At 45.0% G+C, this 22,063-nt stretch carries 23 protein-coding genes and 1 pseudogene; 16 read left to right on the top strand and 8 right to left on the bottom strand.

The window, feature by feature from the left end:
- Nucleotides 1–12 precede the first annotated feature (12 nt).
- Entirely contained in the window at nucleotides 13–321 is a 309-nt protein-coding gene (locus ABF86_RS04355) for an NAD(P) transhydrogenase subunit alpha (RefSeq protein ID WP_011634267.1), read from the top strand.
- Complete coding sequence (locus ABF86_RS04350; RefSeq protein ID WP_011634268.1) at nucleotides 322–1,701, top strand: NAD(P)(+) transhydrogenase (Re/Si-specific) subunit beta; 1,380 nt, start codon at nucleotides 322–324, stop codon at nucleotides 1,699–1,701.
- Nucleotides 1,702–1,722: 21 nt separating this feature from the next.
- On the opposite strand, the gene ABF86_RS04345 is transcribed toward ABF86_RS04350, so the two are convergent.
- The 3 genes from ABF86_RS04345 to ABF86_RS04335 all read right to left on the bottom strand — a co-directional run bounded on the left by ABF86_RS04345 (nucleotide 1,723) and on the right by ABF86_RS04335 (nucleotide 3,533).
- Entirely contained in the window at nucleotides 1,723–2,352 is a 630-nt protein-coding gene (locus ABF86_RS04345) for a tetratricopeptide repeat protein (protein WP_240142217.1), read from the bottom strand.
- 462 nt (nucleotides 2,353–2,814) lie between these two features.
- Nucleotides 2,815–3,279 carry a bacterioferritin gene (bfr, locus tag ABF86_RS04340; RefSeq protein ID WP_011634270.1) on the bottom strand — a complete coding sequence of 155 codons (465 nt, stop codon included), beginning with the start codon at nucleotides 3,277–3,279 and terminating at the stop codon, nucleotides 2,815–2,817.
- A 53-nt stretch (nucleotides 3,280–3,332) separates the two neighbouring features.
- Nucleotides 3,333–3,533, bottom strand: coding sequence for a (2Fe-2S)-binding protein (locus ABF86_RS04335; protein ID WP_011634271.1), 201 nt, complete (start codon nucleotides 3,531–3,533; stop codon nucleotides 3,333–3,335).
- A 734-nt stretch (nucleotides 3,534–4,267) separates the two neighbouring features.
- Between ABF86_RS04335 and ABF86_RS12755 the strand changes: the two are divergent.
- Nucleotides 4,268–4,468, top strand: a pseudogene (locus ABF86_RS12755) (transposase); the annotation flags it as partial.
- Between the two features lie 28 nt (nucleotides 4,469–4,496).
- On the opposite strand, the gene ABF86_RS12750 reads toward ABF86_RS12755, so the two are convergent.
- On the bottom strand, nucleotides 4,497–4,652 hold the full coding sequence (locus ABF86_RS12750) for a hypothetical protein (protein WP_240142223.1): 156 nt from the start codon (nucleotides 4,650–4,652) through the stop codon (nucleotides 4,497–4,499).
- Here ABF86_RS12750 and ABF86_RS04325 point away from each other — a divergent pair.
- From ABF86_RS04325 to ABF86_RS04315, 3 genes are all read left to right on the top strand, one after another.
- A complete protein-coding gene (locus ABF86_RS04325) occupies nucleotides 4,587–4,751 on the top strand; it encodes a hypothetical protein (protein WP_305728536.1) in 165 nt (54 codons plus the stop codon). The two genes, ABF86_RS12750 and ABF86_RS04325, sit on opposite strands and share 66 nt — an antisense overlap.
- Nucleotides 4,752–5,055: 304 nt before the next feature.
- The gene (locus tag ABF86_RS04320; RefSeq protein ID WP_074684514.1) at nucleotides 5,056–6,087 is read left to right on the top strand and encodes a hypothetical protein; all 1,032 of its coding nucleotides are present in this window, start codon (nucleotides 5,056–5,058) and stop codon (nucleotides 6,085–6,087) included.
- A gap of 53 nt (nucleotides 6,088–6,140) precedes the next feature.
- The gene (locus ABF86_RS04315; RefSeq protein WP_074684515.1) at nucleotides 6,141–7,664 is read left to right on the top strand and encodes an EAL domain-containing protein; all 1,524 of its coding nucleotides are present in this window, start codon (nucleotides 6,141–6,143) and stop codon (nucleotides 7,662–7,664) included.
- A gap of 16 nt (nucleotides 7,665–7,680) precedes the next feature.
- Here the strand turns inward: ABF86_RS04315 and ABF86_RS04310 are convergent, their stop codons facing one another.
- From ABF86_RS04310 to purE, 3 genes are read right to left on the bottom strand one after another with little or no spacing between them, the layout of a single operon-like run.
- Nucleotides 7,681–8,571: a phosphoribosylaminoimidazolesuccinocarboxamide synthase gene (locus ABF86_RS04310; RefSeq protein WP_074684516.1), complete on the bottom strand. Its 891-nt coding sequence runs from the start codon at nucleotides 8,569–8,571 to the stop codon at nucleotides 7,681–7,683.
- A gap of 37 nt (nucleotides 8,572–8,608) precedes the next feature.
- A complete protein-coding gene (locus ABF86_RS04305; protein WP_083341395.1) occupies nucleotides 8,609–9,739 on the bottom strand; it encodes a 5-(carboxyamino)imidazole ribonucleotide synthase in 1,131 nt (376 codons plus the stop codon).
- Nucleotides 9,730–10,227: a 5-(carboxyamino)imidazole ribonucleotide mutase gene (purE, locus tag ABF86_RS04300; protein ID WP_218138405.1), complete on the bottom strand. Its 498-nt coding sequence runs from the start codon at nucleotides 10,225–10,227 to the stop codon at nucleotides 9,730–9,732. The genes ABF86_RS04305 and purE overlap by 10 nt, the downstream gene beginning before the upstream one ends.
- A 176-nt stretch (nucleotides 10,228–10,403) precedes the next feature.
- Between purE and ABF86_RS04295 the strand changes: the two genes are divergently transcribed.
- The 10 genes from ABF86_RS04295 (at nucleotide 10,404) to ABF86_RS04250 (ending at nucleotide 20,388) form a co-directional block, all read left to right on the top strand.
- Nucleotides 10,404–10,838, top strand: a complete 435-nt coding sequence (locus ABF86_RS04295; protein ID WP_074684519.1) for a biopolymer transporter ExbD — start codon at nucleotides 10,404–10,406, stop codon at nucleotides 10,836–10,838.
- A gap of 70 nt (nucleotides 10,839–10,908) precedes the next feature.
- Entirely contained in the window at nucleotides 10,909–11,547 is a 639-nt protein-coding gene (locus ABF86_RS04290) for a superoxide dismutase (protein WP_074684566.1), read from the top strand.
- 9 nt (nucleotides 11,548–11,556) lie between these two features.
- Nucleotides 11,557–12,207, top strand: coding sequence for an ATP phosphoribosyltransferase (hisG, locus tag ABF86_RS04285; RefSeq protein ID WP_074684520.1), 651 nt, complete (start codon nucleotides 11,557–11,559; stop codon nucleotides 12,205–12,207).
- 21 nt (nucleotides 12,208–12,228) lie between these two features.
- On the top strand, nucleotides 12,229–13,527 hold the full coding sequence (gene hisD, locus ABF86_RS04280; RefSeq protein WP_074684521.1) for a histidinol dehydrogenase: 1,299 nt from the start codon (nucleotides 12,229–12,231) through the stop codon (nucleotides 13,525–13,527).
- 68 nt (nucleotides 13,528–13,595) lie between these two features.
- Nucleotides 13,596–14,771, top strand: coding sequence for an FAD-dependent monooxygenase (locus ABF86_RS04275; RefSeq protein WP_074455574.1), 1,176 nt, complete (start codon nucleotides 13,596–13,598; stop codon nucleotides 14,769–14,771).
- 163 nt (nucleotides 14,772–14,934) lie between these two features.
- Nucleotides 14,935–15,948 (top strand): tRNA dihydrouridine synthase DusB, encoded by a 1,014-nt coding sequence (gene dusB / locus ABF86_RS04270; protein WP_074684522.1) that lies wholly within the window; start codon nucleotides 14,935–14,937, stop codon nucleotides 15,946–15,948.
- Nucleotides 15,945–16,187, top strand: coding sequence for a helix-turn-helix domain-containing protein (locus ABF86_RS04265; RefSeq protein WP_011634284.1), 243 nt, complete (start codon nucleotides 15,945–15,947; stop codon nucleotides 16,185–16,187). The genes dusB and ABF86_RS04265 overlap by 4 nt, the downstream gene beginning before the upstream one ends.
- Before the next feature lie 9 nt (nucleotides 16,188–16,196).
- A complete protein-coding gene (gene purH, locus ABF86_RS04260; RefSeq protein WP_074684523.1) occupies nucleotides 16,197–17,759 on the top strand; it encodes a bifunctional phosphoribosylaminoimidazolecarboxamide formyltransferase/IMP cyclohydrolase in 1,563 nt (520 codons plus the stop codon).
- Between the two features lie 63 nt (nucleotides 17,760–17,822).
- Nucleotides 17,823–19,121 (top strand): phosphoribosylamine--glycine ligase, encoded by a 1,299-nt coding sequence (gene purD / locus ABF86_RS04255; RefSeq protein WP_074684524.1) that lies wholly within the window; start codon nucleotides 17,823–17,825, stop codon nucleotides 19,119–19,121.
- Nucleotides 19,114–20,388 carry an esterase gene (locus ABF86_RS04250; RefSeq protein ID WP_074684525.1) on the top strand — a complete coding sequence of 425 codons (1,275 nt, stop codon included), beginning with the start codon at nucleotides 19,114–19,116 and terminating at the stop codon, nucleotides 20,386–20,388. The genes purD and ABF86_RS04250 overlap by 8 nt, the downstream gene beginning before the upstream one ends.
- An 84-nt stretch (nucleotides 20,389–20,472) precedes the next feature.
- On the opposite strand, the gene ABF86_RS04245 is transcribed toward ABF86_RS04250, so the two are convergent.
- Nucleotides 20,473–22,038: a hypothetical protein gene (locus ABF86_RS04245; protein ID WP_074684526.1), complete on the bottom strand. Its 1,566-nt coding sequence runs from the start codon at nucleotides 22,036–22,038 to the stop codon at nucleotides 20,473–20,475.
- Nucleotides 22,039–22,063 lie beyond the last annotated feature (25 nt).

Genomic DNA, 22,063 nt, shown 5'->3' with positions numbered 1-22,063 from the left:
TGAGGAAAACACATGATTGGAGAAATTGATCCAACGATCATTAACCTGACAGTATTTGTCCTGGCAGTTTTTGTTGGCTACCATGTGGTGTGGAATGTGACACCTGCTCTTCATACCCCCTTGATGTCAGTAACAAATGCAATTTCCAGTATCATTCTGGTCGGAGCAATGTTGGCAGCGGGCTCAGCTGAAGCGGACTGGGGGGCGTGGTTAGGGGCTGCAGCCGTGGTCTTGGCATCCATCAATGTATTCGGTGGATTTCTCGTTACCCAGCGTATGCTGGAAATGTTTAAGAAAAAAGATAAAAAAGGACAAGCCTAAATGTCTGTTAACTTCATCGCGCTGGCCTATCTGGTAGCGGCTGTATTTTTTATTCTTTCACTCAAGGGATTAAGTTCGCCCACTGCTGCACGTCGTGGCAATCTACTTGGTATGTTGGGGATGGGTATTGCTGTAAGTACAACCCTGACCATTACTGGAAACTGGGTGCTGATTTTAAGCTGTATTGCTGTGGGTGCAATCATCGGTTCAATTGTGGCGCAGCGTATTCAGATGACTGCAATGCCTGAACTCATTGCGTTCATGCATTCGCTTGTTGGACTTGCTGCGGTATTTATTGCAATTGCCGCTGTCAATAATCCGGTTTCATTCGGTTTGCCGGAAATATTACCTGCTGGTAATAAACTTGAGCTTTTTCTGGGGACTTTCATCGGTGCCATGACATGGTCTGGATCCGTTATTGCTTTCCTTAAGTTATCCGGGCGCATGAGTGGCGCACCGATTATCTTTAGTGGCCAGCATATGGTTAATTTGTTGCTGGCAATTGTCATGATCAGTTTTGGCTTATGGTTTTTCTTTAGCGAAACAACGAACTGGACTGCATTTTCTACAATGACAGCGGTTGCCTTCCTGTTGGGTTTTCTCATTATTATTCCAATCGGTGGTGCAGACATGCCGGTTGTGATTTCCATGTTGAACTCATATTCGGGATGGGCTGCAGCAGGAATTGGTTTTTCGCTTGGGAATCCGATGTTGATTATCGCCGGATCTCTGGTAGGTAGCTCTGGCGCAATTCTCTCTTACATTATGTGTAAGGCCATGAACCGACCATTTCTTTCTGTGATTCTTGGTGGTTTTGGCAGTGATGGAGGAAGCCAGAGTACTAGCGATGGGGCACAGAAAACCTACCGTAGCGGTAGTGCAGATGATGCTGCATTTTTGTTGGGGAATTCGGACAGTGTTATTATCATTCCCGGATATGGACTGGCCGTGGCACGTGCTCAGCATGCCGTTAAAGAATTAGCATTGGCACTGCATAAAAAAGGAATCAATATTCGTTTTGCCATTCATCCTGTCGCAGGTCGTATGCCTGGCCATATGAATGTACTGCTTGCAGAGGCTGAGATTCCCTATGAGATGGTTCAGGAAATGGAAGAGATCAACAGTGATTTTCCGAATACCGATGTCGTACTGGTATTAGGCGCAAATGATGTAGTCAATCCGGCAGCAAATGTTCCAGGAAGTCCTATTTACGGAATGCCAATCCTGGAGGCATATAAGGCACGTACAGTAATGGTTGTCAAACGCAGTATGGCTGCTGGCTATGCGGGCTTGGACAATGATCTCTTTTATATGGATAAGACCATGATGGTATTTGGTGATGCCAAGAAAGTCGTGGAAGATATGGTTAAAGCACTTTAATTAAGTCGTAGTGTTATTACTCTAATAGCCCGATAGCTGTTTCTCAGATTTATTTCTGGAATCCAGCCACTCTCGGGCTGTTTTTTGTGCTGATGTAAGTTGTACTCTACTGAGTGAACGCATGGCTTTATCGCGTGCCAATGCTGCCTGCTCTATACCAGCTGCAGCAGCCAGATTGAACCATACATAACTTTTTTCACTATCCATTTCTACGCCTTGGCCAATTTGATAAAGCAGGCCGAGTTCATACTGCGCAAGAGGATGATTTTGTTCGGCAGCCAATATGAACCATTTTGAAGCTTCAGAGAAGTCTTGAAGTGTTCCTTTACCAGTCAGATATAGTAAACCTAGTTGATATTGGGCGTCAGCGCTGCCTTTTCTGGCTTTTTCAAGGAAAAGGCTAATCGTATAGAATCGATTGTCACTGAGGTTTGGTACAGAATGAGATTCTTCACTTCTGATCGATTCAAGATTAATTTTCTCTCCGCGCGCAATTGCCTCAGATAGCGTTGGTTTCGTTGATGCAATAACTGATGGAGATTGAGGAGAACTTCGAAGTAATTCTGCAGAAGACGCTTGTGGTTGAGATTGCAGGTCATTTCTTATGGATTCGTCAGTAGAAAACCCAATCCAGATTAATGTTCCCAGCAAAAATATACTACCGACACTTATTGCAGCCACAAAACAAGTATCATTATTTCGACCCCAGAAGCGTGCCTTGCAGTCACGACAGCGATAGGGAGAAAGTAACAAGTTTGAAGGAGTACGCTCACCTGGCCTGAAACGGGATTTATGCGTCCGGTTACTACCACACTGAGTACAATTAATAGTCATAATACTAAGTACTAAGTTAGAAATACAGATATTAATAAAATAGCAAGTTAGACTTGTATTCTATCAGCACATTTCTAATTTTGATCAGTAATAGACAATATGCAGACGATTGCATACAGAAGCAGCACTGGCTGAATCTAACTGGTTAGATTGGATCCAGCCACATATTCTTACCCTGATACAGGAGGTGTGTTGCTTCCGACTCTCGATGCCTTGTTGTTCTCAGTTATAAAACAACCCTGCAGACGCATATTTGACGGCAGGCCAGATGACAAGCTATTAAATCTGGCTCTGCAGCCAGTTCTGAAGGCCAATATTTTGAATTACGTCTTGCTGTGTTTCCAGCCAGTCGATATGCTCTTCTGTATCTTCCAGAATTTCTTTAAAAATTTCACGTGAGACATAATCCTGTGCTGTTTCACAAGCGGCTATCGCACTTATGAGAGTTTCCCGACCTGCACGCTCCAGCTCAAGATCACAAGTGATACATTCTTGTGCATTTTCACCGATCATTAATTTCCCAAGTTCTTGTAAATTAGGCAAGCCCTCAAGAAAAAGAATGCGCTCAATTAATTGATCTGCATGCTTCATTTCTTCAATAGATTCTTGGTATTCATACTCACCGAGCTTGTTAAATCCCCAGTTTTTATACATGCGAGCATGAAGAAAATATTGATTGATAGCAGTCAATTCGAGCTGTAGCTGACGATTTAACCAGCGAATTATATCGGCATTACCTTTCATGATTTTCTCTCTCCGGATGATTAGCCTGCAAGCTTCAGTAAGTCAGAAGGACTTCAGGAGGGTCTTGCAGTAGTTTGTTGAGAAAGCTCCTGGTTCAATACCTTATCCAAGGTTACCTTGGCGTGGCAAGCACAAATACCACATTGACCGGTAACGCCCAAGCAGCTCCTTAGATCACGCATCCTTACGGCACCTTGTTTTACGGCCTCGTGAATGTCGCGTTCAGTTATTCCCTTACATACGCAAATATACATGAAAGATAACTTTTGTCGAATAATTTTCAGAAAACACGGGGTATACTCAATTGATTACAGCTGCAACAACCCTAATCAGTAATGAGAATAATTCTTAAAATTATATTCATCTTTGAAAATTTTGCAACTGGTAATTTTTAATCCCCCTGCATAACTGTTCCTATTGGTCAAAGAACCCTTAAAATGGAGAGATATAAATATCTGATCAAATTTGCAAGATGTGGATGAGTTTTGAATTGATCGAGTTGGCACGTCGTTTGAAGCAAGATAGAGCATTGATGAAGATTGATAGGTTGGTTGACTGAAAACAGCTACGGTCGGGTTTAGGTGGTTTATATAAATGTAAATGGGATCAATCACCGCCAGTAGCGGGCAAGAATCATTTGATACCCTGATGATGCTTAAATATTAGGCATGAGAAAAAGTTATCCAGGCGCGCACTGTTGATCTTTTCGACTGTGGTGTACATGCTTAAAATGGGCTACCAATGGTGAGTGTTTCCCGGTGACTACCCGAAATAGGAAGCGGTTTACGCGTATTCTCCAAATGGAAAAAACCTGACGTCGATGGCATCTGTGACAACCACGGACATTACCGACCGCAAGGGCGTTATTGCTACATTGACGCCAGGCACACACCGACTGTCCAGCGTATTGAGCATCTTTGCGGATTCTGGCTACACAGCTCAACCACCTATCGAGGTAGTCAGGTTGTGTTTAGGTGAGGTGATCACGGTGCAGATTGCCAGGAGAAGTGAACCGCACACTTTTGTGGTCATTCTCAGGCGCTGGATTGTGGAATAAACTTTTTCATGGCTGGAAAAATACCGGCGATTATGGAAGAACTGCGAGCGCAAACTCAGTACCAGCTTGCAATTTATCCACCTGGCACTTTTAGCACTATTGCCCCAGAAGAGCATAAACAGGTTCTCATGACGTTTCCATAACCACTGGTTGCTCAGGCTTACAAAAACAAATCACTTTCAGCCCGACAAAAGCTGGCGAACAAACGCATCAGCAAAAAATACCAAATATCGTTGAGCGGTGTTTTAGCATCGCCAAACGCTTGTCCGGAATGAAACATGCCAGCTACTTCAGCACGATAAAAATCAACGCCCATATCATCATGAAATGTATTGGTATGAATCTGAAAAAAGTAGCTAACAAAATTTTTATTAATGATCCATCAGCAGGAGAAACCTGTCCTGTTACAGCATAAAGGGGATCCCCTGAAAAATGAGGAAAACTTCTCTTTTCCCCAGAATCAATCGGCAAAAACTACTTCAGCCAAATCTCTTTCCCCGCTCTTCTGTAGAATTTCAGGGGTATGCAGGGATCTTTTATATATTTGTGTAAAAATGTTGGCTATTCTGTAATGGGGATAGTAAAACTGTACTGCCAGGAGTGTGCGAGCAGCAAATAAAACATAGGGCGATGTGATTTTTATGATTTTTCATCGATAAATTGCTTTTGCTCAGTGAGCATAGCTTCAATGATGCTTTTATATTTATTTCTAATTTTGTATGAATCTACATTTATGTATTCCCGCCTTATTCTGGCCAGATAATTCGCAAGTAGATATTTACCGTCACCTGGAATTACCGGCATTGGAAACGATGCTTGCAAAAAGCTTCTGTACTGAAGATCCAGGACACACCGTAGAATCTTGGCTATGTGAGGTTTTTAATGTACAAAAACAGCATGACTGGCCCGTTGCTCCCATAGTGCTGCAGTTGGATAGAGGGTGCGCTGAATTTAGAGATAATTATTGGTTACGCGTTGACCCAGTTCATCTCCGGATTAAAAACAACCATATACTTTTGGGCGATAACCACATTTTGAATATTTCCCTAAAGGAGGCAATTTCATTTACCGATAGTATTAATGAGTTAATTTCAGATGATGGTTTGACCCTGCTGCCCCTTCATTCTGACCGCTGGTATCTGCAGTGTAGTGAAATACCTGAGCTGCAAACATTTCTCTTGAGTGAGGTGGTTGGTCAAAATATAAATAATCTTCTACCTCACGGGAATGATAATTCGATCTGGAACAGCAGAATCAATGAAATACAAATGCTTTTATATGAGCATCCGTTAAATCAGATAAGAGAAGCCCAGGGAGATCTGGTGGTCAATAGTGTATGGGCATGGGGAGGAGGCGTTATGCCCCAAAAAGTGCATACACCCTATACCAGAATTTGGAGCAATCACATCCTTGCTTTTGCTCTGGCAGAAATGGGAAAAATTGCGTGTCATAATTTGCCGGAAGATACCGGCGAGTTACTGCGATACTCTGATGATTCAGGTGAACAATTGGTATTTCTGGATAATCTCCATAAATACGCCAATTACAGGGATGCATTCAATTGGAGAAATGAATTGATGAAAATTGAGCAGAGCTGGTTCGCTCCATTACTTCAGGCATTGAAGAAAAAGCAAATAACACAGTTAAAGCTTACAGCTATCAGTGAACATTCGACCAGAAGTTTCACGTTGACACCTGGTAGCTTTTGGAAATTTTGGGCTTCAGTACGTCCGTTTGGATCTTATAGTTAGTTGTGGTCAGTTTGGGGAAATTAAATTTTTTTAACGAGACTTTCCTCATAGCTATGCATATCCACTCAAAAATCAATACGATTAAACCTTTTTTGCCGACGGCTGTAACAATGGTTGTTGCCGGTTTATTGATCACGCTGGATTATTCCATGCTCTCTATCGAGCCACATATCATTGTAGGGCTATGGGTAATTCTGGTAACAGCAATCCTAATTACAATTATTCAGATTGTGCATGCTGAAAAAATATTTTTAATACAATTTGCACAGTTGACTGCTCAAAAAGAACGTCTTGCCAATGAAATAAAATATCGAATCTGGGCCGAAAAAACTTCTTCGGAGAATAAAGCCAAGCTACAAATTGTAGATGAGAATTTTCCGGTCATGCTAGCTTACTTTAATCCGGAGCAGCAATGCCGCTATCACAATCGGGCTTTTCGTCAATGGTTTGGATTAAGGTCTGAACAAATAGAAAATCGATTTTTGCATGAGTTTCTCAGTGGATCATTTTATACCCATATCAAGCATGAAGTCGGACGCGTATTATCTGGCGAAACAGTACAAAGTCAACAAGTTCAGCTACTTATAAATCAATCTACCTGTTTGGTTACCGCCCATTTAATACCGCATTTCGATTCTGGCGGAAAGGTAATCGGGTTTTATACTCTTTATACACCTCGGTTTATGAAGAAAGATGAGCTGTCTCTGGAGGGTCTTAAAGAAAAATCTGTATCTGAGAATGAGCAATCGTGGAAAAGAAAGCTTACCCTCCACTCAGGTGGAGATGCAACACATCAACCGGCACAAGTATCTATAGACTCATCCAGCCGTATTATCCTGGCTATTGAGCAAGAGGAGTTCCGTCTTTTTTGTCAGAGAATACTGCCGGTTAAACCTAGTCAGAATGCTACAACCTACTACGAAATCCTTATTCGTATGGCAGAGGAAGAGTCTAATCTTATTCCCCCGGGCGCGTTTCTCCCGCTTGTCGAAAAACACAACCTGATGCCGCGTCTGGACGGATGGGTCGTGAAGAAAATTATCCAATACCTTTCAAAAAAGAATGTTAGTACTGAAATTTCATTTTGTATAAATTTATCTAACAGCACACTTAATGATCCGGCGTTTGCTGATCACGTTCAAGATCTCCTGAAGAACGCCAAAGTACCGCCTGATAAATTATGTTTTGAAATAGAAGCATTTGATGTTATAGCTAATTTGCAAAATACAGTATTATTCGTAAAGAAAATGCAGCAATTAGGGTGCCTGGTTTCATTATGCAGCTTCAATCATGACCGTACATCATTTGATTTGCTGAAGTACATCAGGGCAGATTTTTTGAAGATAGATGGCAGCATAGTTTGCAACATTTTACGTGATGCGGAAGATCTGAAAAAAATTGAAAATATCAACAAATTTGCGCGTGCTTTGAAGATCGGGACAATAGGAGAGCTGGTAGAAACACAAGCTATTCTGGAAAAACTCGCAGAAATTGGGATCGATTATGCTCAAGGATTTGCTGTTGGGCAGCCGCATCCGATTGAAACCATCAGTCGCTCCGCTATCAACTTACCATGAGTTGTAAGTATATTAATTACTGTGCCAACACTTGATATGCTTCCTGATATTTTTCTACTGTTTGTATGAGAATTTCAGCCGGGATAGCAGGAGCAGGTGGAGTTTTGTTCCAGCCAGTTTGTTCCAGCCAGTCGCGAATAAACTGTTTGTCATAACTTGGTGGGGTTTTACCAGGTTGATAGCCTTCAGCAGGCCAGAAACGAGAGGAGTCCGGGGTTAGTGCTTCATCGATCAGGTAAAGCTGATCGTTATCATCCAGGCCAAATTCAAACTTGGTATCAGCGATAATGATATTTCGTGTCAATGCATAGTCAGCTGCAGCACTGTAAAGCGCAATTGCATATTTGCTGACAACTGAAGCAAGCGGTGCTCCCAATATTTGTTCACAAGAAGCATATGAAATATTCTCATCATGTGATCCTGCTTCTGCCTTAGTTGATGGTGTAAAAATTGCACCATCAGGAATTTTGTCAGCCTCTCGTAACCCCTCAGGCAGGGTAACGCCACAAATGGTGCCGCTGTGCTGATAATCTCTCCAGCCAGAACCAGAAATATAACCGCGTACAATTGCCTCGACAGGGAGTGGCTTCAATTTTTTAACAACAAAAGCGCGGTCTGTAACCTGATCTCGCTCTCCAGGCAGAATAACGGATTCAGGTGGTATGTCGGTAAGGTGGTTGGGGATAATGTGAGCTAGTTTCTCGAACCAGAAACGGGAAATTTTTGTCAGAATCTTACCTTTTCCCGGGATCGGGGTCGGTAATATTACATCAAAAGCAGAAATGCGATCTGTCTGTATAATCAGTAGGTTATTTTCATCTACCACATAAATATCCCGTACCTTTCCCCGGTGTAGCAGGGGGAGGCTTGTTATATTGGTTTCAAACAGCGTCGCAGTTGTTGTCATAGTTGATTGATGGGGAGCTTATTTCTGGTGTGTTGTATTAGGATTGAAGATTATGCCTGATATGCTGAGCTTGCAGAAAAGCTTCTTCAGTTGAGTCTGCTAGTACAGTGAAATGCCCCATTTTCCTGCCTGGTTTTGCTTCACGTTTACCGTACAAATGCAGCTTGGCTTGTGAGTGACGTAATATCTGGTTCCAGGCAGGTTCATCATTTTGCCATAGGTCCCCGAGTATATTAATCATTACAGCAGCCTGTACCTGTTTTGTGCTGCCGTGTGGAAGCCCACACAATACGCGAACTTGTTGCTCAAATTGTGAGGTGATACAGGCATCAAGCGAATAATGTCCGCTGTTGTGCGGACGTGGTGCAATTTCATTAACCAGAACCTGATCATTATTCAGAACAAAGAATTCTACACACAGAACGCCAATATAATTCAGCCTTATAGCCACTTGTCTGGCAATTTCACAAGCTTCTTCAATAATCTTGTCAGATAACCCGGCTGGTACAATGCTTGTATCAAGGATACCTTTCACATGCCTGTTTTCCGGGACGGGAAAGAAAGTAATGCGATTGTGATTATCGCGAGCAAGGATAACGGAAATTTCATGGGCAAGCGGTAATCGTTTTTCCAGTACGCAGGGCCTGCTTCCCAAATCAGCAAATCGTTCCGGCAAAATATCCGTGTTTTCAATTTGAATTTGTCCCTTACCATCATAACCAAATTGACTGATTTTAAGTATACAGGGGAATAAGGATGCATCAATTTTCCGGGATATATCTTTTTCGCTACGAATAGCGACGAAAGGCACAACTGGAAAACCGTTTTCCATAAGAAATTGTTTCTCAAGGATACGGTTCTGTGCGATTGAGACACTTTCGGCATTAGGGCTGACTATGCAGCGTTGCGCCAGATAGCATAGTGCCTGAGCGGGGACATTTTCAAATTCGATAGTGACCGCGGCACAAGTCGATCCTAATTCATCCAGCGCCCGATAATCCAGATAATCTGCTTGCAGATGGCGTTCGGCAATGTTCGCGGCAGGACTTTCTGCGGCCGGATCAAGTACAGTTACCCGGTAACCCATTTGTTGTGCTGCCATGGTGAACATTCTTCCCAGTTGACCGCCACCCAGCATGCCCAGCATGGTGCCTGGTCTTATATACATGATTCAGGGAGAGTCATTGCAGCAACGGAATCCGCCTGATCCTTGCGAAACTGATCAAGTTTCTCGGCCAACACGGTATCTTTCCCGGCCAGCATGGCAACAGCAAACAGCGCAGCATTCACCGCCCCGGCTTCGCCGATAGCGAAAGTGGCAACCGGTACCCCTTTGGGCATTTGTACAATGGATAGGAGTGAATCAATACCCTGTAAGTGTTTTGAAGTGACTGGAACACCAAGAACGGGCAGCGTGGTTTTGGCAGCAATCATCCCTGGCAGGTGAGCTGCACCACCTGCACCGGCGATAATACATTTGATTCCACGGTCACGAGCCGTCTCGGCATAATCAAACATCCTGTCGGGTGTGCGGTGCGCTGAGACAATTATGGTTTCGTGCGGGATAGAGAATTTCTTCAAAATATTTGCAGCATGCTGCATGATATGCCAATCGCTGCTGCTGCCCATTACTACACTGACTACTGGACGATCCACTTGAAAGACCTTTACAAAAATCCGGAATAACTCGAAATACACCTAGGCATGGTGAAAGTGGCAATAATAAACTAGAATAGCTTGTCAGCCTGCAAGTTTTAAGAGCAAATCCCGTTTGCTGTATAAGCCCAGCAGGGCAGATTCAGCAGTTTTACTGGCCTAATACTCAAAGTCTAATGAATTTTCAGCGAGGACAGAAAAGAGAAGAACCTGAGATCAATCTCGTTCCTATGATTGATGTGCTAGTGGTAATCCTCATTTTTCTGGTAATTACTACTACCTATTCAAAATTTTCGGAGCTGGAAATAACGTTGCCACAAGCGGCTGTTATTGAAGAAGATCACGTATCGGATGCTCCAAGGACGATAGATATATCGGTCAGTGTTGCGGGAGACTATACGATTAACCATAGTCCAATAAAATTTACCAGCATTGAAAGTTTGCGAGATGCTTTGCGATCAGCTGCCCATAACCAGGACAACCCGATCATCGTAATCAGTGCGGATGCAAAAGCTACCCATCAGTCAGTTATCACGATTATGGAGGCTGCAAGAACAGCTGGATACAACCAGGTGACTTTCGCTACAGAGGTTACAGGTGCCAGCCAATAATATTTTTATTAACAATATCAATCGTATGATTTCATTATTCAAATTTTTATTCAGAAATAAAGGAGAGAAAATGAGTACCAGTCTGGATAATTTTTCAAAAGCAGCACAATCGGGTGATACATATGTGTTGCCCCCTCTTCCTTATGCAGATAATGCGCTTGAACCAGTTATTTCTGCACATACATTAAATTTTCATTACGGCAAGCACCATAAAGGCTATGTAGATAATCTGAATAAACTCGTTATGGGCACTCCATTTGCCGGACAATCACTGGAACAGATTATTATGGCCACAGCTGGCCATGCTGATAAAATCGGGATTTTCAATAATGCAGCTCAGGTCTGGAACCACATGTTTTACTGGAACAGTCTCAGCCCTAATGGAGGCGGTGAACCACCGGCGGCATTAAAACAAAAAATTGAAGAAGCGTTTGGCAGTGTGGAAGCCTTTAAACAGGAATTTGCCACTGCCGCAATTACACAATTTGGTAGTGGCTGGGCCTGGCTCGCGCAAGAGGGAACAAAGTTAACTATTATTAAGACAAGTAACGCTGACTCGCCTTTGACGCGTAGCATTCGCCCTCTGTTGACGATTGATGTATGGGAGCATGCTTACTATTTGGATTTCCAGAATCGTCGACCTGATTATGTCAATACAGTAATTGATAAATTGATTAATTGGGAATTTGCTGCGGCGAATCTCGCATAACGACTATTGATGCCGGATATCACCATAGCTCTTTCCAAGGGGCGAATCTTTGAGGATACTATTCCGTTTCTGGAAGCTGCCGGCATTATCCCGCAGGATGATCCGGATACTTCCCGTAAACTGATCATTGAGACCAACCGTCCCGATGTCAGACTCGTTATGGTGCGGGCTACAGATGTGCCAACCTATGTACAGTATGGCGCTGCTGATTTGGGCGTGGCCGGGAAAGATGTGCTGCTGGAGCATGATGGAGTCGGGTTGTATCAGCCCCTGGATCTAAAAATCGCCCGCTGTCATATGATGGTTGCAGTGCGAGACGGCTATGATTATGCTTCGGCAGTTTTTCAGGGCGCGCGCTTGCGTGTGGCTACCAAATATGTAAAAACCGCGCGCAGCCATTTTGCTGCAAAAGGGATGCATGTCGATCTGATCAAATTATATGGTTCAATGGAGCTTGCTCCGCTTGTTGACTTGGCGGATGCAATTGTTGATCTGGTTTCGACTGGTGGAACACTCAAAGCAAATCGTTTGCAAGCCGTCGAGGAAATTATGCCAATCTCAGCTCGCCTGATCGTAAATCAGGCGGCGCTGAAGCTGAAAAATTCCACAATACAACCTTTGTTAGAAGCGTTTAATGCAGCAATCCCTGCAAATGTGTAGTCCTCTCAACTCTTAATTACTATGATTCAAATCAGGCGGCTGTCGTCCTCAGATATTGATTTCCAAGAAGAACTTAGATCACTATTGAGTTTTGAGATATCTCTTGATGACGAGATTGATCGGATAGTGATTCATATCCTGAATCAGATCAGGAAATACGGAGATGAAGCGTTACTTGAGCTGACACGCCGGTTCGATAATCTAGATATAACTCGGATTGATCAGGTTGAATTACCTCGGAATCAATGGAAATCTGCTCTGGAAGCCTTGAGTAGTGATCAACGCGAGGCCCTGGAACAGGCTGCTTCCCGTATACGTCTCTACCATGAAAAACAGCTAGCCCAGTCATGGGATTATGTTGAGCCAGACGGCACACGACTGGGACAGAAAATTACTGCGCTGGATCGTGTCGGGCTCTATGTGCCCGGTGGCAAGGCAGCCTACCCATCATCAGTGCTGATGAATGCAATTCCTGCCCGGGTAGCCGGTGTCAATGAACTGATTATGGTAACCCCAACACCAGGAGGAGAAAAAAATCCGCTGGTACTGGCGGCAGCTGCAATCTGCGAAGTAGATCGTATTTTTACTATTGGGGGGGCACAGGCAATTGCTGCCTTGGCTTATGGCACGGCAACCATTCCGAAAGTAGATAAAATTGTTGGCCCGGGCAATGCCTACGTGGCAACGGCAAAGCGGCATGTATTCGGGGAGGTTGGAATTGATATGCTGGCAGGGCCATCGGAAATTCTGGTTATTTGCGACGGAAAGACCGACCCTGACTGGATTGCGATGGATCTGTTTTCGCAGGCAGAACATGACGAGCAGGCACAATCAATTCTGCTTTGCCCAGATGAAACTTTTTTGGATGCAGTAGCAAAAAGTATGGCCAGATTAATCAATACACTGCCACGCCGGGAGGTTATTCGTACCTCATTGGAAAATCGTGGTGCATTGATCAAAGTGCGTGATCTGGAGGAAGCCTGTCTGATTGCAAACCGGATTGCTCCTGAACATTTGGAGTTATCCGTTGATCAGCCAGAACAATGGGTAGACAGTATTCGGCACGCTGGCGCAATTTTCCTTGGGCGATATACCTGTGAGGCACTGGGAGATTATTGTGCTGGCCCCAACCATGTACTTCCCACTTCCGGTACGGCTCGTTTTTCCTCTCCACTGGGTGTTTATGATTTCCAGAAGCGTACCAGCCTGATTCAAGTTTCGGCCGAGGGAGCATCCAGGTTAGGCAAGATCGCATCTATTCTGGCAAAGGGGGAAGGGCTTGAGGCACACGCCAGATCTGCTGAGTTCCGTTATCGATAGATCACAACACAAGTCCAAATGTCTGTGATCAATCTGTCTGCATGATTCTATTGCTTATATGAACAGTCATGATTGATCAACAATTCGATATTGTCATTGTTGGAGGCGGTCCGGTTGGAATGGCCCTGGCATTAGCATTGCGTGAACACAAGCTCTCGATTTTGCTGCTTGAAGCACGTGAGTTACCAGAAGAAGTGGATGATCCGCGACCGCTAGCTCTTTCATATGGTAGCCGTTTAATCCTGCAACACTTGGGTATTTGGAAAAATCTGACACAACCTACGCCAATTACCACAATTCATATTTCGAATTTCGGTCATTTTGGCCATACCGTGCTTACGCCTGATGATGCAGGAGTTCCAGCACTGGGCTATGTGATCAATTATCATAACCTTTACCATACCATGGGTCGATCCGTGCGAGATTATGGTGTCGTATACCGAACAAATGCGCTGGTTACGACCATACAGACAGGTCAACAACAAGCCCGGATAACATACCGGCAAAATGAGACAGAAAAACAGGTTCAAGCCAAATTACTGGTGCTGGCGGATGGTGGAAAACTTGCGGAGCAGATTGATGGCATCCGTTATCGCGTTCATGATTACCGGCATACGGCGATTGTGGCTAACATCAAAACCGAATCGTCCCGACCAGGAACAGCTTTTGAACGTTTTACCCTGAACGGGCCATTGGCTCTGCTGCCATCTGGCGATAAATATGCGTTGGTATGGACAATGCCGACTGCCGAAGCAAAAAAAATACTGAGGCTTGATGACAGACTGTTTCTGCTGCATTTACACGAACAATTTGGAGATCGTCTGGGTAATTTTATTCACGCAGGTAAGCGATCAAGTTTCCCACTGATACTCAAACATGCGTCAACAATTATCGGCCATCGGTCAGTAATAATAGGCAATGCTGCACAAACACTCCATCCGGTTGCCGGGCAGGGTTTTAATCTTGGATTGAGAGACGCATGGGAGCTGGCCAGTGAAATTAGTCACATCCCTTCTGGTGCGCCTGGTGAGCCAGGATCAAGCAGAATGCTGTCTGTCTATAGCAAACGGCGCCAGCGTGACAAGCATATGGGCAGAGTGTTTACGGATTCCCTGATAAAACTGTTTACAGCCGATTTGCCGCTGATACAAACTTGCAACGGAATAGGATTGACTGTTCTGGATTGTCTGCCGCCCGCAAAACGCCTGGTTGCACGGCAAATGATATTCGGTACAAAAAACTGATTACTAGAATAAGCGAAACACGCTGGTGTGCTATAAAAATCTGATAATCCAGTTCCGGATTAAAATTTGGATCTGATTTTTCAATAATTTTCATTAACAGCCAAAACCAGCTAGCAGCTATGGAATTTTTCTTCTGACGTTTTTAACCTGATTTTACCTGTTTATGCAAATTGGCTCCTATACGCTTAAAAATAAATTGATTGTTGCCCCCATGGCAGGAGTGACAGATCGACCTTTCCGACAATTGTGCAAGCGGATGGGCGCTGCGATGGCGGTGTCTGAAATGATTTCCAGTAACTCCCTGTTATATGGCTCTGAAAAAACCCTGCGCCGTGCTTGTCATGAGGGAGAGATGAAACCTGTTTCGGTACAGATTGCAGGCGCTGATCCAGCCATGATGGCACAAGCTGCGCGCCACAACGCGGATCATGGTGCCGAAATCATTGATATCAACATGGGGTGTCCAGCCAAAAAAATATGCAATGTCATGGCAGGATCAGCTTTGCTGAAAGATGAAGATCTGGTCAGCAAAATTCTTGGGGCAGTCGTGCAGGCTGTGGATATTCCAGTCACCCTGAAAATCAGAACCGGCTGGGATACGCAGCATAAAAATGCAGTTGCAGTTGCCCGAATTGCTGAAAGTGCAGGTATCCAGGCACTGACTATACACGGGCGTACACGTGCTTGTGCCTATCGGGGGCAGGCTGAGTATGACACCATCGCGACCGTCAAAGCAGCCATCAATATTCCTGTGATTGCCAATGGCGATATCAATACACCGGAGAAAGCTAGAGAAGTACTTGAATACACGGGAGTGGATGCTGTCATGATAGGTCGTGCTGCCCAGGGTAGACCTTGGATTTTTCGGGAAATCAATCATTATCTGGCAACAGGCAATTTTTTACCTTTACCTGAAGTAGCTGAAATTCATCGTGTTTTGATTGACCATCTGCAAGAGCTTTATCAGTTCTACGGTGAATATTCAGGCGTGCGAATCGCCCGCAAACATATCTCCTGGTATACCCGTGGGTTGGCAGGTTCTGCTGTTTTTCGCCATGCCATGAACCGGCTTGCATCGGTTGAGGAACAATTGGCAGCCACCCATCAGTTTTTCCATGAGCAGGCTGATCGGAGCCAAACACTTACCTATATTGACGAAGAGATCCTTGAGGCATGACTGTTATTAATGAAAATGAAATTGCACTCTGTGTTCGTAAAGCAGTAGAGGCTTACTTTCGCGATCTGGAGGGTGAAAAACCATGCCCTATTTATGAAATAGTGATACGTAGTGTGGAAAAACCATTAATAGAAGTTGCCATGCATCATGCACAAGGCAATCAAAGTAAGGCGGCTGAACTACTTGGCATCAATCGTAATACTTTGCGTAACCGGCTAACCAAACATCAGATCGGATAATTTTTTCAAATGAGTATTAAACAAGCACTCATCAGTGTTTCAGACAAAACAGGCGTGGTTGAGCTGGCCTCGGCTCTGCATCAACTCGATATTATGATTCTTTCAACCGGCGGGACTGCAAAATTGCTGCAGGAAGCGAGTATTCCCGTCGTAGAAGTGAGCGACTATACTGGCTTCCCCGAAATGCTGGATGGACGGGTTAAGACGCTGCATCCCAAGGTACACGCAGGGATCCTTGCCAGGATGGATTTGCCTGCACATCAGCAGGCAATGGCACAGGCACAAATTCCAGCGATTGATCTGGTAGTGGTTAATCTGTATCCGTTTACCAGTACAATCGCCCGGCAAGACTGTACAGTTGAAGAGGCAATCGAGAACATTGATATCGGTGGGCCTACTATGATCCGGGCAGCTGCCAAGAATTTTCAGCGTGTTACCGTTGTAACCGACCCGCAGGATTATGAACCACTGCTGGAACAAATACGATCAAACAATGGATCAGTTGATCATGATTATCGTTTCAAGTTAGCGCAAAAGGCTTTTTCGCATACTGCACGCTACGATGGGGCAATCAGCAATTATCTGACGGCACTGGAACCCTCAACCGGCCAGTGCAAACCATTTCCGGATCAATTCAATCTCAGTTTCACATTAACTCAGTCTTTGCGTTATGGAGAAAATCCTCATCAGCAGGCAGCGTTTTATCGTGATGCAGCAGATATAACAGGCAGCCTGGCAGACTATAACCAGCTCCAGGGGAAGGCACTGTCCTATAACAATATTGCTGATACCGATGCGGCATTAGCATGTGTCAGAACTTTCGATAAACCCGCCTGCGTTATCATTAAGCATGCCAATCCTTGTGGCGTCGCCATTGCTGATAATCCGCTTGCTGCTTACAAGAAAGCATTTACTACCGACCCGGTATCAGCCTTTGGCGGCATTATCGCGATTAATCGTGCAGTCGAAGCTGATCTGGCTAAAGCAATGTTGCAACAATTTGTGGAAGTGATTATTGCACCGGAATTCAGCATGGAAGCCAGACAACTTCTGGCAGGAAAATCCAATATTCGGGTACTGACCGTTCCATTGGGCGCGCATGGCAATCTGTATGATCTGAAGCGTGTGGATGGTGGTTTACTGGTTCAAACACCGGACGATCTTAATCTCACGGCTAATCAGTTACGAGTGGTGACACAAGTAAAGCCAACGGATGCACAAATTGAGGATTGCCTATTTGCATGGCGAGTGGCAAAGTTTGTCAAATCCAACACCATTGTATTTTGTAGCAATGGCCAAACACTTGGCATTGGTGCCGGACAGATGAGTCGAGTGGACAGTGCCCGTATTGCTTCAATTAAGGCAGAACAGGTTCATCTTGATTTGCATGGATCTGTCGTTGCATCGGATGCATTTTTTCCATTTCGGGATGGCCTGGATGTGCTCGCCCAGGCAGGTGCCAAGGCTGTCATCCAACCAGGTGGCAGTATTCGCGATGAAGAGGTCATTGCTGCCGCCAACGAACAAGGGATAGCCATGATCTTTACTGGTATCAGACATTTCAGACATTAGCAGATTACGTTTCTTTTTTGCTTCCCGTCAACTTGTACCCTTAAATTCTATTCAGATAGTCAGATGAAATTACTTGTGGTCGGCAGTGGCGGCAGAGAGCATGCTCTGGCATGGAAACTGGCTCAATCTCCATTGGTCAAGAAGGTTTTTGTCGCACCTGGCAATGCCGGAACAGCACTGGAAGCCAGATTGGAAAATGTTCCGGTAACTTCTATTTCTGATTTGCTGGCATTTGCCCGGCAGGAAAAAATTGATTTGACTGTAGTAGGTCCGGAAGCGCCATTGACGGATGGTATCGTTGATATCTTTCAGGCTGCGGGGCTGAAAATATTCGGCCCAACCCAAAATACCGCAAAGCTAGAAGGCTCCAAAAGCTTTGCCAAAGCATTCATGCTTGGCCATGGTATTCCAACCGCTGCCGGTGAAACATTTAGCGATGCTGCTGCTGCCCATCACTATCTCGATCAGCATATTTTGCCTGTTGTCATCAAGGCTGACGGGTTGGCAGCCGGCAAGGGTGTGATTGTCGCGCAGACATGGGATGAAGCACATGCAGCTGTCGATTCCATGCTGGTAGATAATAAATTAGGGGCTGCAGGGGCACATATCTTGATCGAAGAATATCTGGAAGGGGAGGAAGCCAGCTTTATTGTCTTGTCGGATGGACAGAATGTTGTGCCTCTGGCTACCAGTCAGGACCACAAACGTTTGTTGGATAATGATAAAGGGCCAAACACGGGTGGCATGGGTGCCTATTCTCCGGCATCGGTTATTACTCCTGGCCTGCATGAAAAAATAATGCGGGAAGTCATTATGCCCGTGATCGAAGGGATGGCACAACAATCACAACCTTATACCGGATTTCTTTATGCGGGATTGATGATTTCATCTCGGGGTGATATCAGGGTGCTAGAATTTAACTGTCGCTTAGGCGATCCGGAAACCCAGGCCATCATGCTGCGACTGAAAACTGATTTATTTTCTTTGCTGGATTATGCGATCAATGGCACACTGGATAAAGTCAATGTTGAGTGGGATCCTAGAGTTGCATTATGTGTCGTGATGGCGGCACAAGGCTATCCTGATAGCCCACGGAAAAATGATGTTATTCACGGCTTGGATGTAATGATGGCGAATCAGGATGCGGATGATAAATTTCATATTTTTCATGCCGGAACTACTGCAAGTAGCGAAAATCCAGAGAAAATCCTGACTGCCGGTGGACGGGTGTTGGGAGTGACTGCTTTAGGTGAAGACATCCAGCAGGCACGGTCGCGCGCTTATGCCATTGCAAAGAGCATTCATTTCGATGGCTGTCAGATGCGCCGGGATATTGGGCATAGGGGATTAAGAAATGAATGATACAACAAAAAAATTGTTGCTGGCCGCATCGTTTGCGTTGCTGCTATCTGCTTGTTCCTCTAATGAAATCTACCACAACAACTTCAGCAGTTGTGTGGTGACAGCTCAAAAATCATGTGAATCTTATTCTATTCAGCAGCACAACAAGGAAACAAATCAGGAATATTTGCTCGGTTTTGTCGAAATTGATGATCAGGGGCAACTTCGTAACCGTGCACAAATGCAGGCACTGCTGAATGTGTTGTACGCACTAGCTTCAAAAGAAAGCCTGTTAATCAATGTTTTTGTTCATGGCTGGCATCATAATGCCAGTCCAGGTGATACCAATGTAGAAAGTTTCAAACACAGTCTGGCCGAGCTAAGTAAGGTTGAGAATCAACTGCAGCATTCTGGCAGAACGCCGCGCAAAGTCGTGGGTGTTTATGTCGGCTGGCGCGGGGAATCAATTGATGTGCCGTTGGCAAAAGATGCTACTTTCTGGGATCGCAAGAATACGGCCCATGAAGTGGGATATCTTGGCATGACTGAACTGTTATTGCGATTGGAAGAGATCCGTAATGTCAAGAATACTCAGGAGCCACCGGTAAAAAGTCGTCTTGTGGTCATAGGCCATAGCCTTGGTGGAGCAGCAGTTTATAGTGCCACCGCCCAGATTCTCGCCGATCGCTTTGTCAACAGCGCTGGCAACAAGAACTATGTCGGTAATGCGGAAGGGTTTGGAGATCTTGTGGTCTTGCTCAATCCAGCCTTTGAAGCGCTCAAATATGCACCTCTTTATGATCTGGCACAGGCACGCTGCAGCTATTTCCAGAATCAACCGCCACGGTTGGTTGTTTTGACTTCTGAAGCTGATTATGCGACCAAATATGCTTTTCCCGCTGGCCGGATTTTCTCAACCCTCTTTGAAACTCACGGCACAATCAATCGTAATGATTGCAACCTGCCACTCTCCTATTATAGCGAAGGCGCTGCAGATCGCCAGACAGTTGGCCATTTCGAACCTCTGCAAAGCCATGAATTACATCCCATCAGCGCAAGCATGGAGCCGGCTTATGATCAAGCCAAAACGATCTGGGAGAGTCAGCTACCAGAAGGATCAATACAATTTGGCAGAACAGAATTGACAAGTCTGAGGCGCACAGTAATTCACAATCCCTACCTGAATGTAAAAGTCGATAAGCAACTGATTGCGGGCCATAACGATGTGTTTCGCCCCGAGATCATGGAATTCATTCGCATGTTGATTGTTGTGTCTACTGCAGAATAAAACGCTCCCCGGAAGCCTGCATGCAGCAAGTATCGTACGCAGCTTTATCCATCAGAATCCAGAAAATATCAGAAAGAGCCTCTGCTACAGTGCCTGAAATTGCTGTTCGTACTGGTCGGCTTTGGATAGATCGCCTGCTTTCCTGGCTGCTTGCGCTGCAAGTGAGATCCCATTACGACGATTGGGTGTGCGTTGCAATGAGGTTTCCAGTTCCTTTAGTGCTGCTTCCGGTTGATTTATTGTCAGCAATAACTCTCCGAGTAACTCACGAGCTGGAATAATAGAGCCGGGTGTGACATTATCTTTTTCAGTTGAATCTTCCAGATCAGCTGACGCACGCATCAGTTGCAATGCTTCTTCAGATCGATTTTTTGCAGCTGCAATCCAGGCAGCAACAGCCAGTCGCTGAATTTCAATTTGACCAGCAGTGTAATCCTGATGTGCTGCATGATCGTGATCACGCAATGTCTCCAATCGTTTCAGGCTTTTTTCTGCCTCAATTATATTGCCAATTCTGGCGGCACCCATTCCTTTAGTAAAGTGGGTAAGCGCTTCACACCAGCCGAATTGCTGCCACGGAAAATCCGTTGGATGAACACTTAGTTTGGTCGCTGCATGCCAATCACCGCGTTCAGCAACAAAACGTGCTGGAATAGCGGCAAAGGCATAGGCGATTGTGGTGTTATGCGGATGCGCCTGATCAGTTGCCAATATCTCCTGCATAATTGCACGTGCTTTTTCTGTTTCACCCAATTGTAAATAAGCGTACAACAGAAAATCCTTAGCGTGAATGTCGTCCCCGTAATTGCCAGACGCGTGTTCCTGTGAAGCTCGGTGCGCTGCCAGATTGGATTGCACCACATCCGACCATAGACCCAGGCGAACAAAGATATGGGATGACATGTGTAGAGCATGCGGTACGGTGGGTGCAATATCCATATATGCCCGCGCAGCATCGAGTCCGAATTCTGCCAGCTCAGGGTAATCGCTACTGTGGATGATGTAGTGAGCGACACCAGGGTGTTGCGGTTCATCCTTCAAGACACGTTGCAGTAACTGTAACGCCTGTTTTTGCCTGACGAAAGTTTTATCGTCTGGCGAGACATTTGAAATCAGTGCTAATGCGTAAAATAATGTAGCTTCATTATCGTCTGGAAATTGTTCAGTAATACGCTTCATGGCCTGCTCATACGCCAGTTTTCGCGAGCTGTAATCACGATCATCATCCTTTGCTGGATAGATGGTAGCAATCGCATCCAGATAGGCTTTTTCCCGATCCGTTTTGATTGGTAATGACTGTGCTTGTGCAAGGGCGTTACGTGCCCGTTGTACTTCTTCTGTTGTGGGGGTGGTCGCCCATAATTGCTGATAAAGACTCATTGCGATACCCCAGTACCCCATGGTGCAGTTTGGGTCAATAGAGATGGCTCTCTGAAAAGCTTTTTCGGCTTCGTCATACCAAAATGAGTGCAGCATCGCTAAAGCTTTATCAAACTGATTTTGTGCAGTAGGTGTGCAGGATACCGGGAAATGTACCTTTCCGAGTTTTTCCTGATCAATGTTATTGGCAGGGTGATGATCACCATCAGCGATCGCTGATCCGATCCACAGCAAAATTGCAAAGGTAAAAACACGCCTAAATGTTGTCATCGCATATCTCCAAAAATAGTGCTGT

The sequence above is a fragment of the Nitrosomonas sp. GH22 genome (genome assembly GCF_009833115.1).
Taxonomy (GTDB): Bacteria; Pseudomonadota; Gammaproteobacteria; order Burkholderiales; family Nitrosomonadaceae; genus Nitrosomonas; species Nitrosomonas eutropha.
Note: the sequence above shows the minus strand (reverse complement) of the source record. Positions and strands in the feature narration are given on the sequence as shown.

Excerpts from the sequence above, each read along its gene's own strand:
- ABF86_RS04310 (WP_074684516.1), bottom strand. The coding sequence starts at position 8,571 with ATGACAACAACTGCGACGCTGTTTGAAACCAATATAACAAGCCTCCCC.
- hisD (WP_074684521.1), top strand. The coding sequence starts at position 12,229 with ATGATTCAAATCAGGCGGCTGTCGTCCTCAGATATTGATTTCCAAGAA.
- ABF86_RS04250 (WP_074684525.1), top strand. The coding sequence starts at position 19,114 with ATGAATGATACAACAAAAAAATTGTTGCTGGCCGCATCGTTTGCGTTG.
- purD (WP_074684524.1), top strand. The coding sequence starts at position 17,823 with ATGAAATTACTTGTGGTCGGCAGTGGCGGCAGAGAGCATGCTCTGGCA.
- purH (WP_074684523.1), top strand. The coding sequence starts at position 16,197 with ATGAGTATTAAACAAGCACTCATCAGTGTTTCAGACAAAACAGGCGTG.
- hisG (WP_074684520.1), top strand. The coding sequence starts at position 11,557 with ATGCCGGATATCACCATAGCTCTTTCCAAGGGGCGAATCTTTGAGGAT.
- ABF86_RS04265 (WP_011634284.1), top strand. The coding sequence starts at position 15,945 with ATGACTGTTATTAATGAAAATGAAATTGCACTCTGTGTTCGTAAAGCA.
- ABF86_RS04315 (WP_074684515.1), top strand. The coding sequence starts at position 6,141 with ATGCATATCCACTCAAAAATCAATACGATTAAACCTTTTTTGCCGACG.
- ABF86_RS04290 (WP_074684566.1), top strand. The coding sequence starts at position 10,909 with ATGAGTACCAGTCTGGATAATTTTTCAAAAGCAGCACAATCGGGTGAT.
- ABF86_RS04355 (WP_011634267.1), top strand. The coding sequence starts at position 13 with ATGATTGGAGAAATTGATCCAACGATCATTAACCTGACAGTATTTGTC.
- ABF86_RS04305 (WP_083341395.1), bottom strand. The coding sequence starts at position 9,739 with ATGTATATAAGACCAGGCACCATGCTGGGCATGCTGGGTGGCGGTCAA.
- dusB (WP_074684522.1), top strand. The coding sequence starts at position 14,935 with ATGCAAATTGGCTCCTATACGCTTAAAAATAAATTGATTGTTGCCCCC.
- ABF86_RS04335 (WP_011634271.1), bottom strand. The coding sequence starts at position 3,533 with ATGTATATTTGCGTATGTAAGGGAATAACTGAACGCGACATTCACGAG.
- ABF86_RS04350 (WP_011634268.1), top strand. The coding sequence starts at position 322 with ATGTCTGTTAACTTCATCGCGCTGGCCTATCTGGTAGCGGCTGTATTT.
- bfr (WP_011634270.1), bottom strand. The coding sequence starts at position 3,279 with ATGAAAGGTAATGCCGATATAATTCGCTGGTTAAATCGTCAGCTACAG.
- ABF86_RS04245 (WP_074684526.1), bottom strand. The coding sequence starts at position 22,038 with ATGACAACATTTAGGCGTGTTTTTACCTTTGCAATTTTGCTGTGGATC.
- ABF86_RS04295 (WP_074684519.1), top strand. The coding sequence starts at position 10,404 with ATGAATTTTCAGCGAGGACAGAAAAGAGAAGAACCTGAGATCAATCTC.
- ABF86_RS04275 (WP_074455574.1), top strand. The coding sequence starts at position 13,596 with ATGATTGATCAACAATTCGATATTGTCATTGTTGGAGGCGGTCCGGTT.
- ABF86_RS04320 (WP_074684514.1), top strand. The coding sequence starts at position 5,056 with ATGAATCTACATTTATGTATTCCCGCCTTATTCTGGCCAGATAATTCG.
- ABF86_RS12750 (WP_240142223.1), bottom strand. The coding sequence starts at position 4,652 with ATGGGCGTTGATTTTTATCGTGCTGAAGTAGCTGGCATGTTTCATTCC.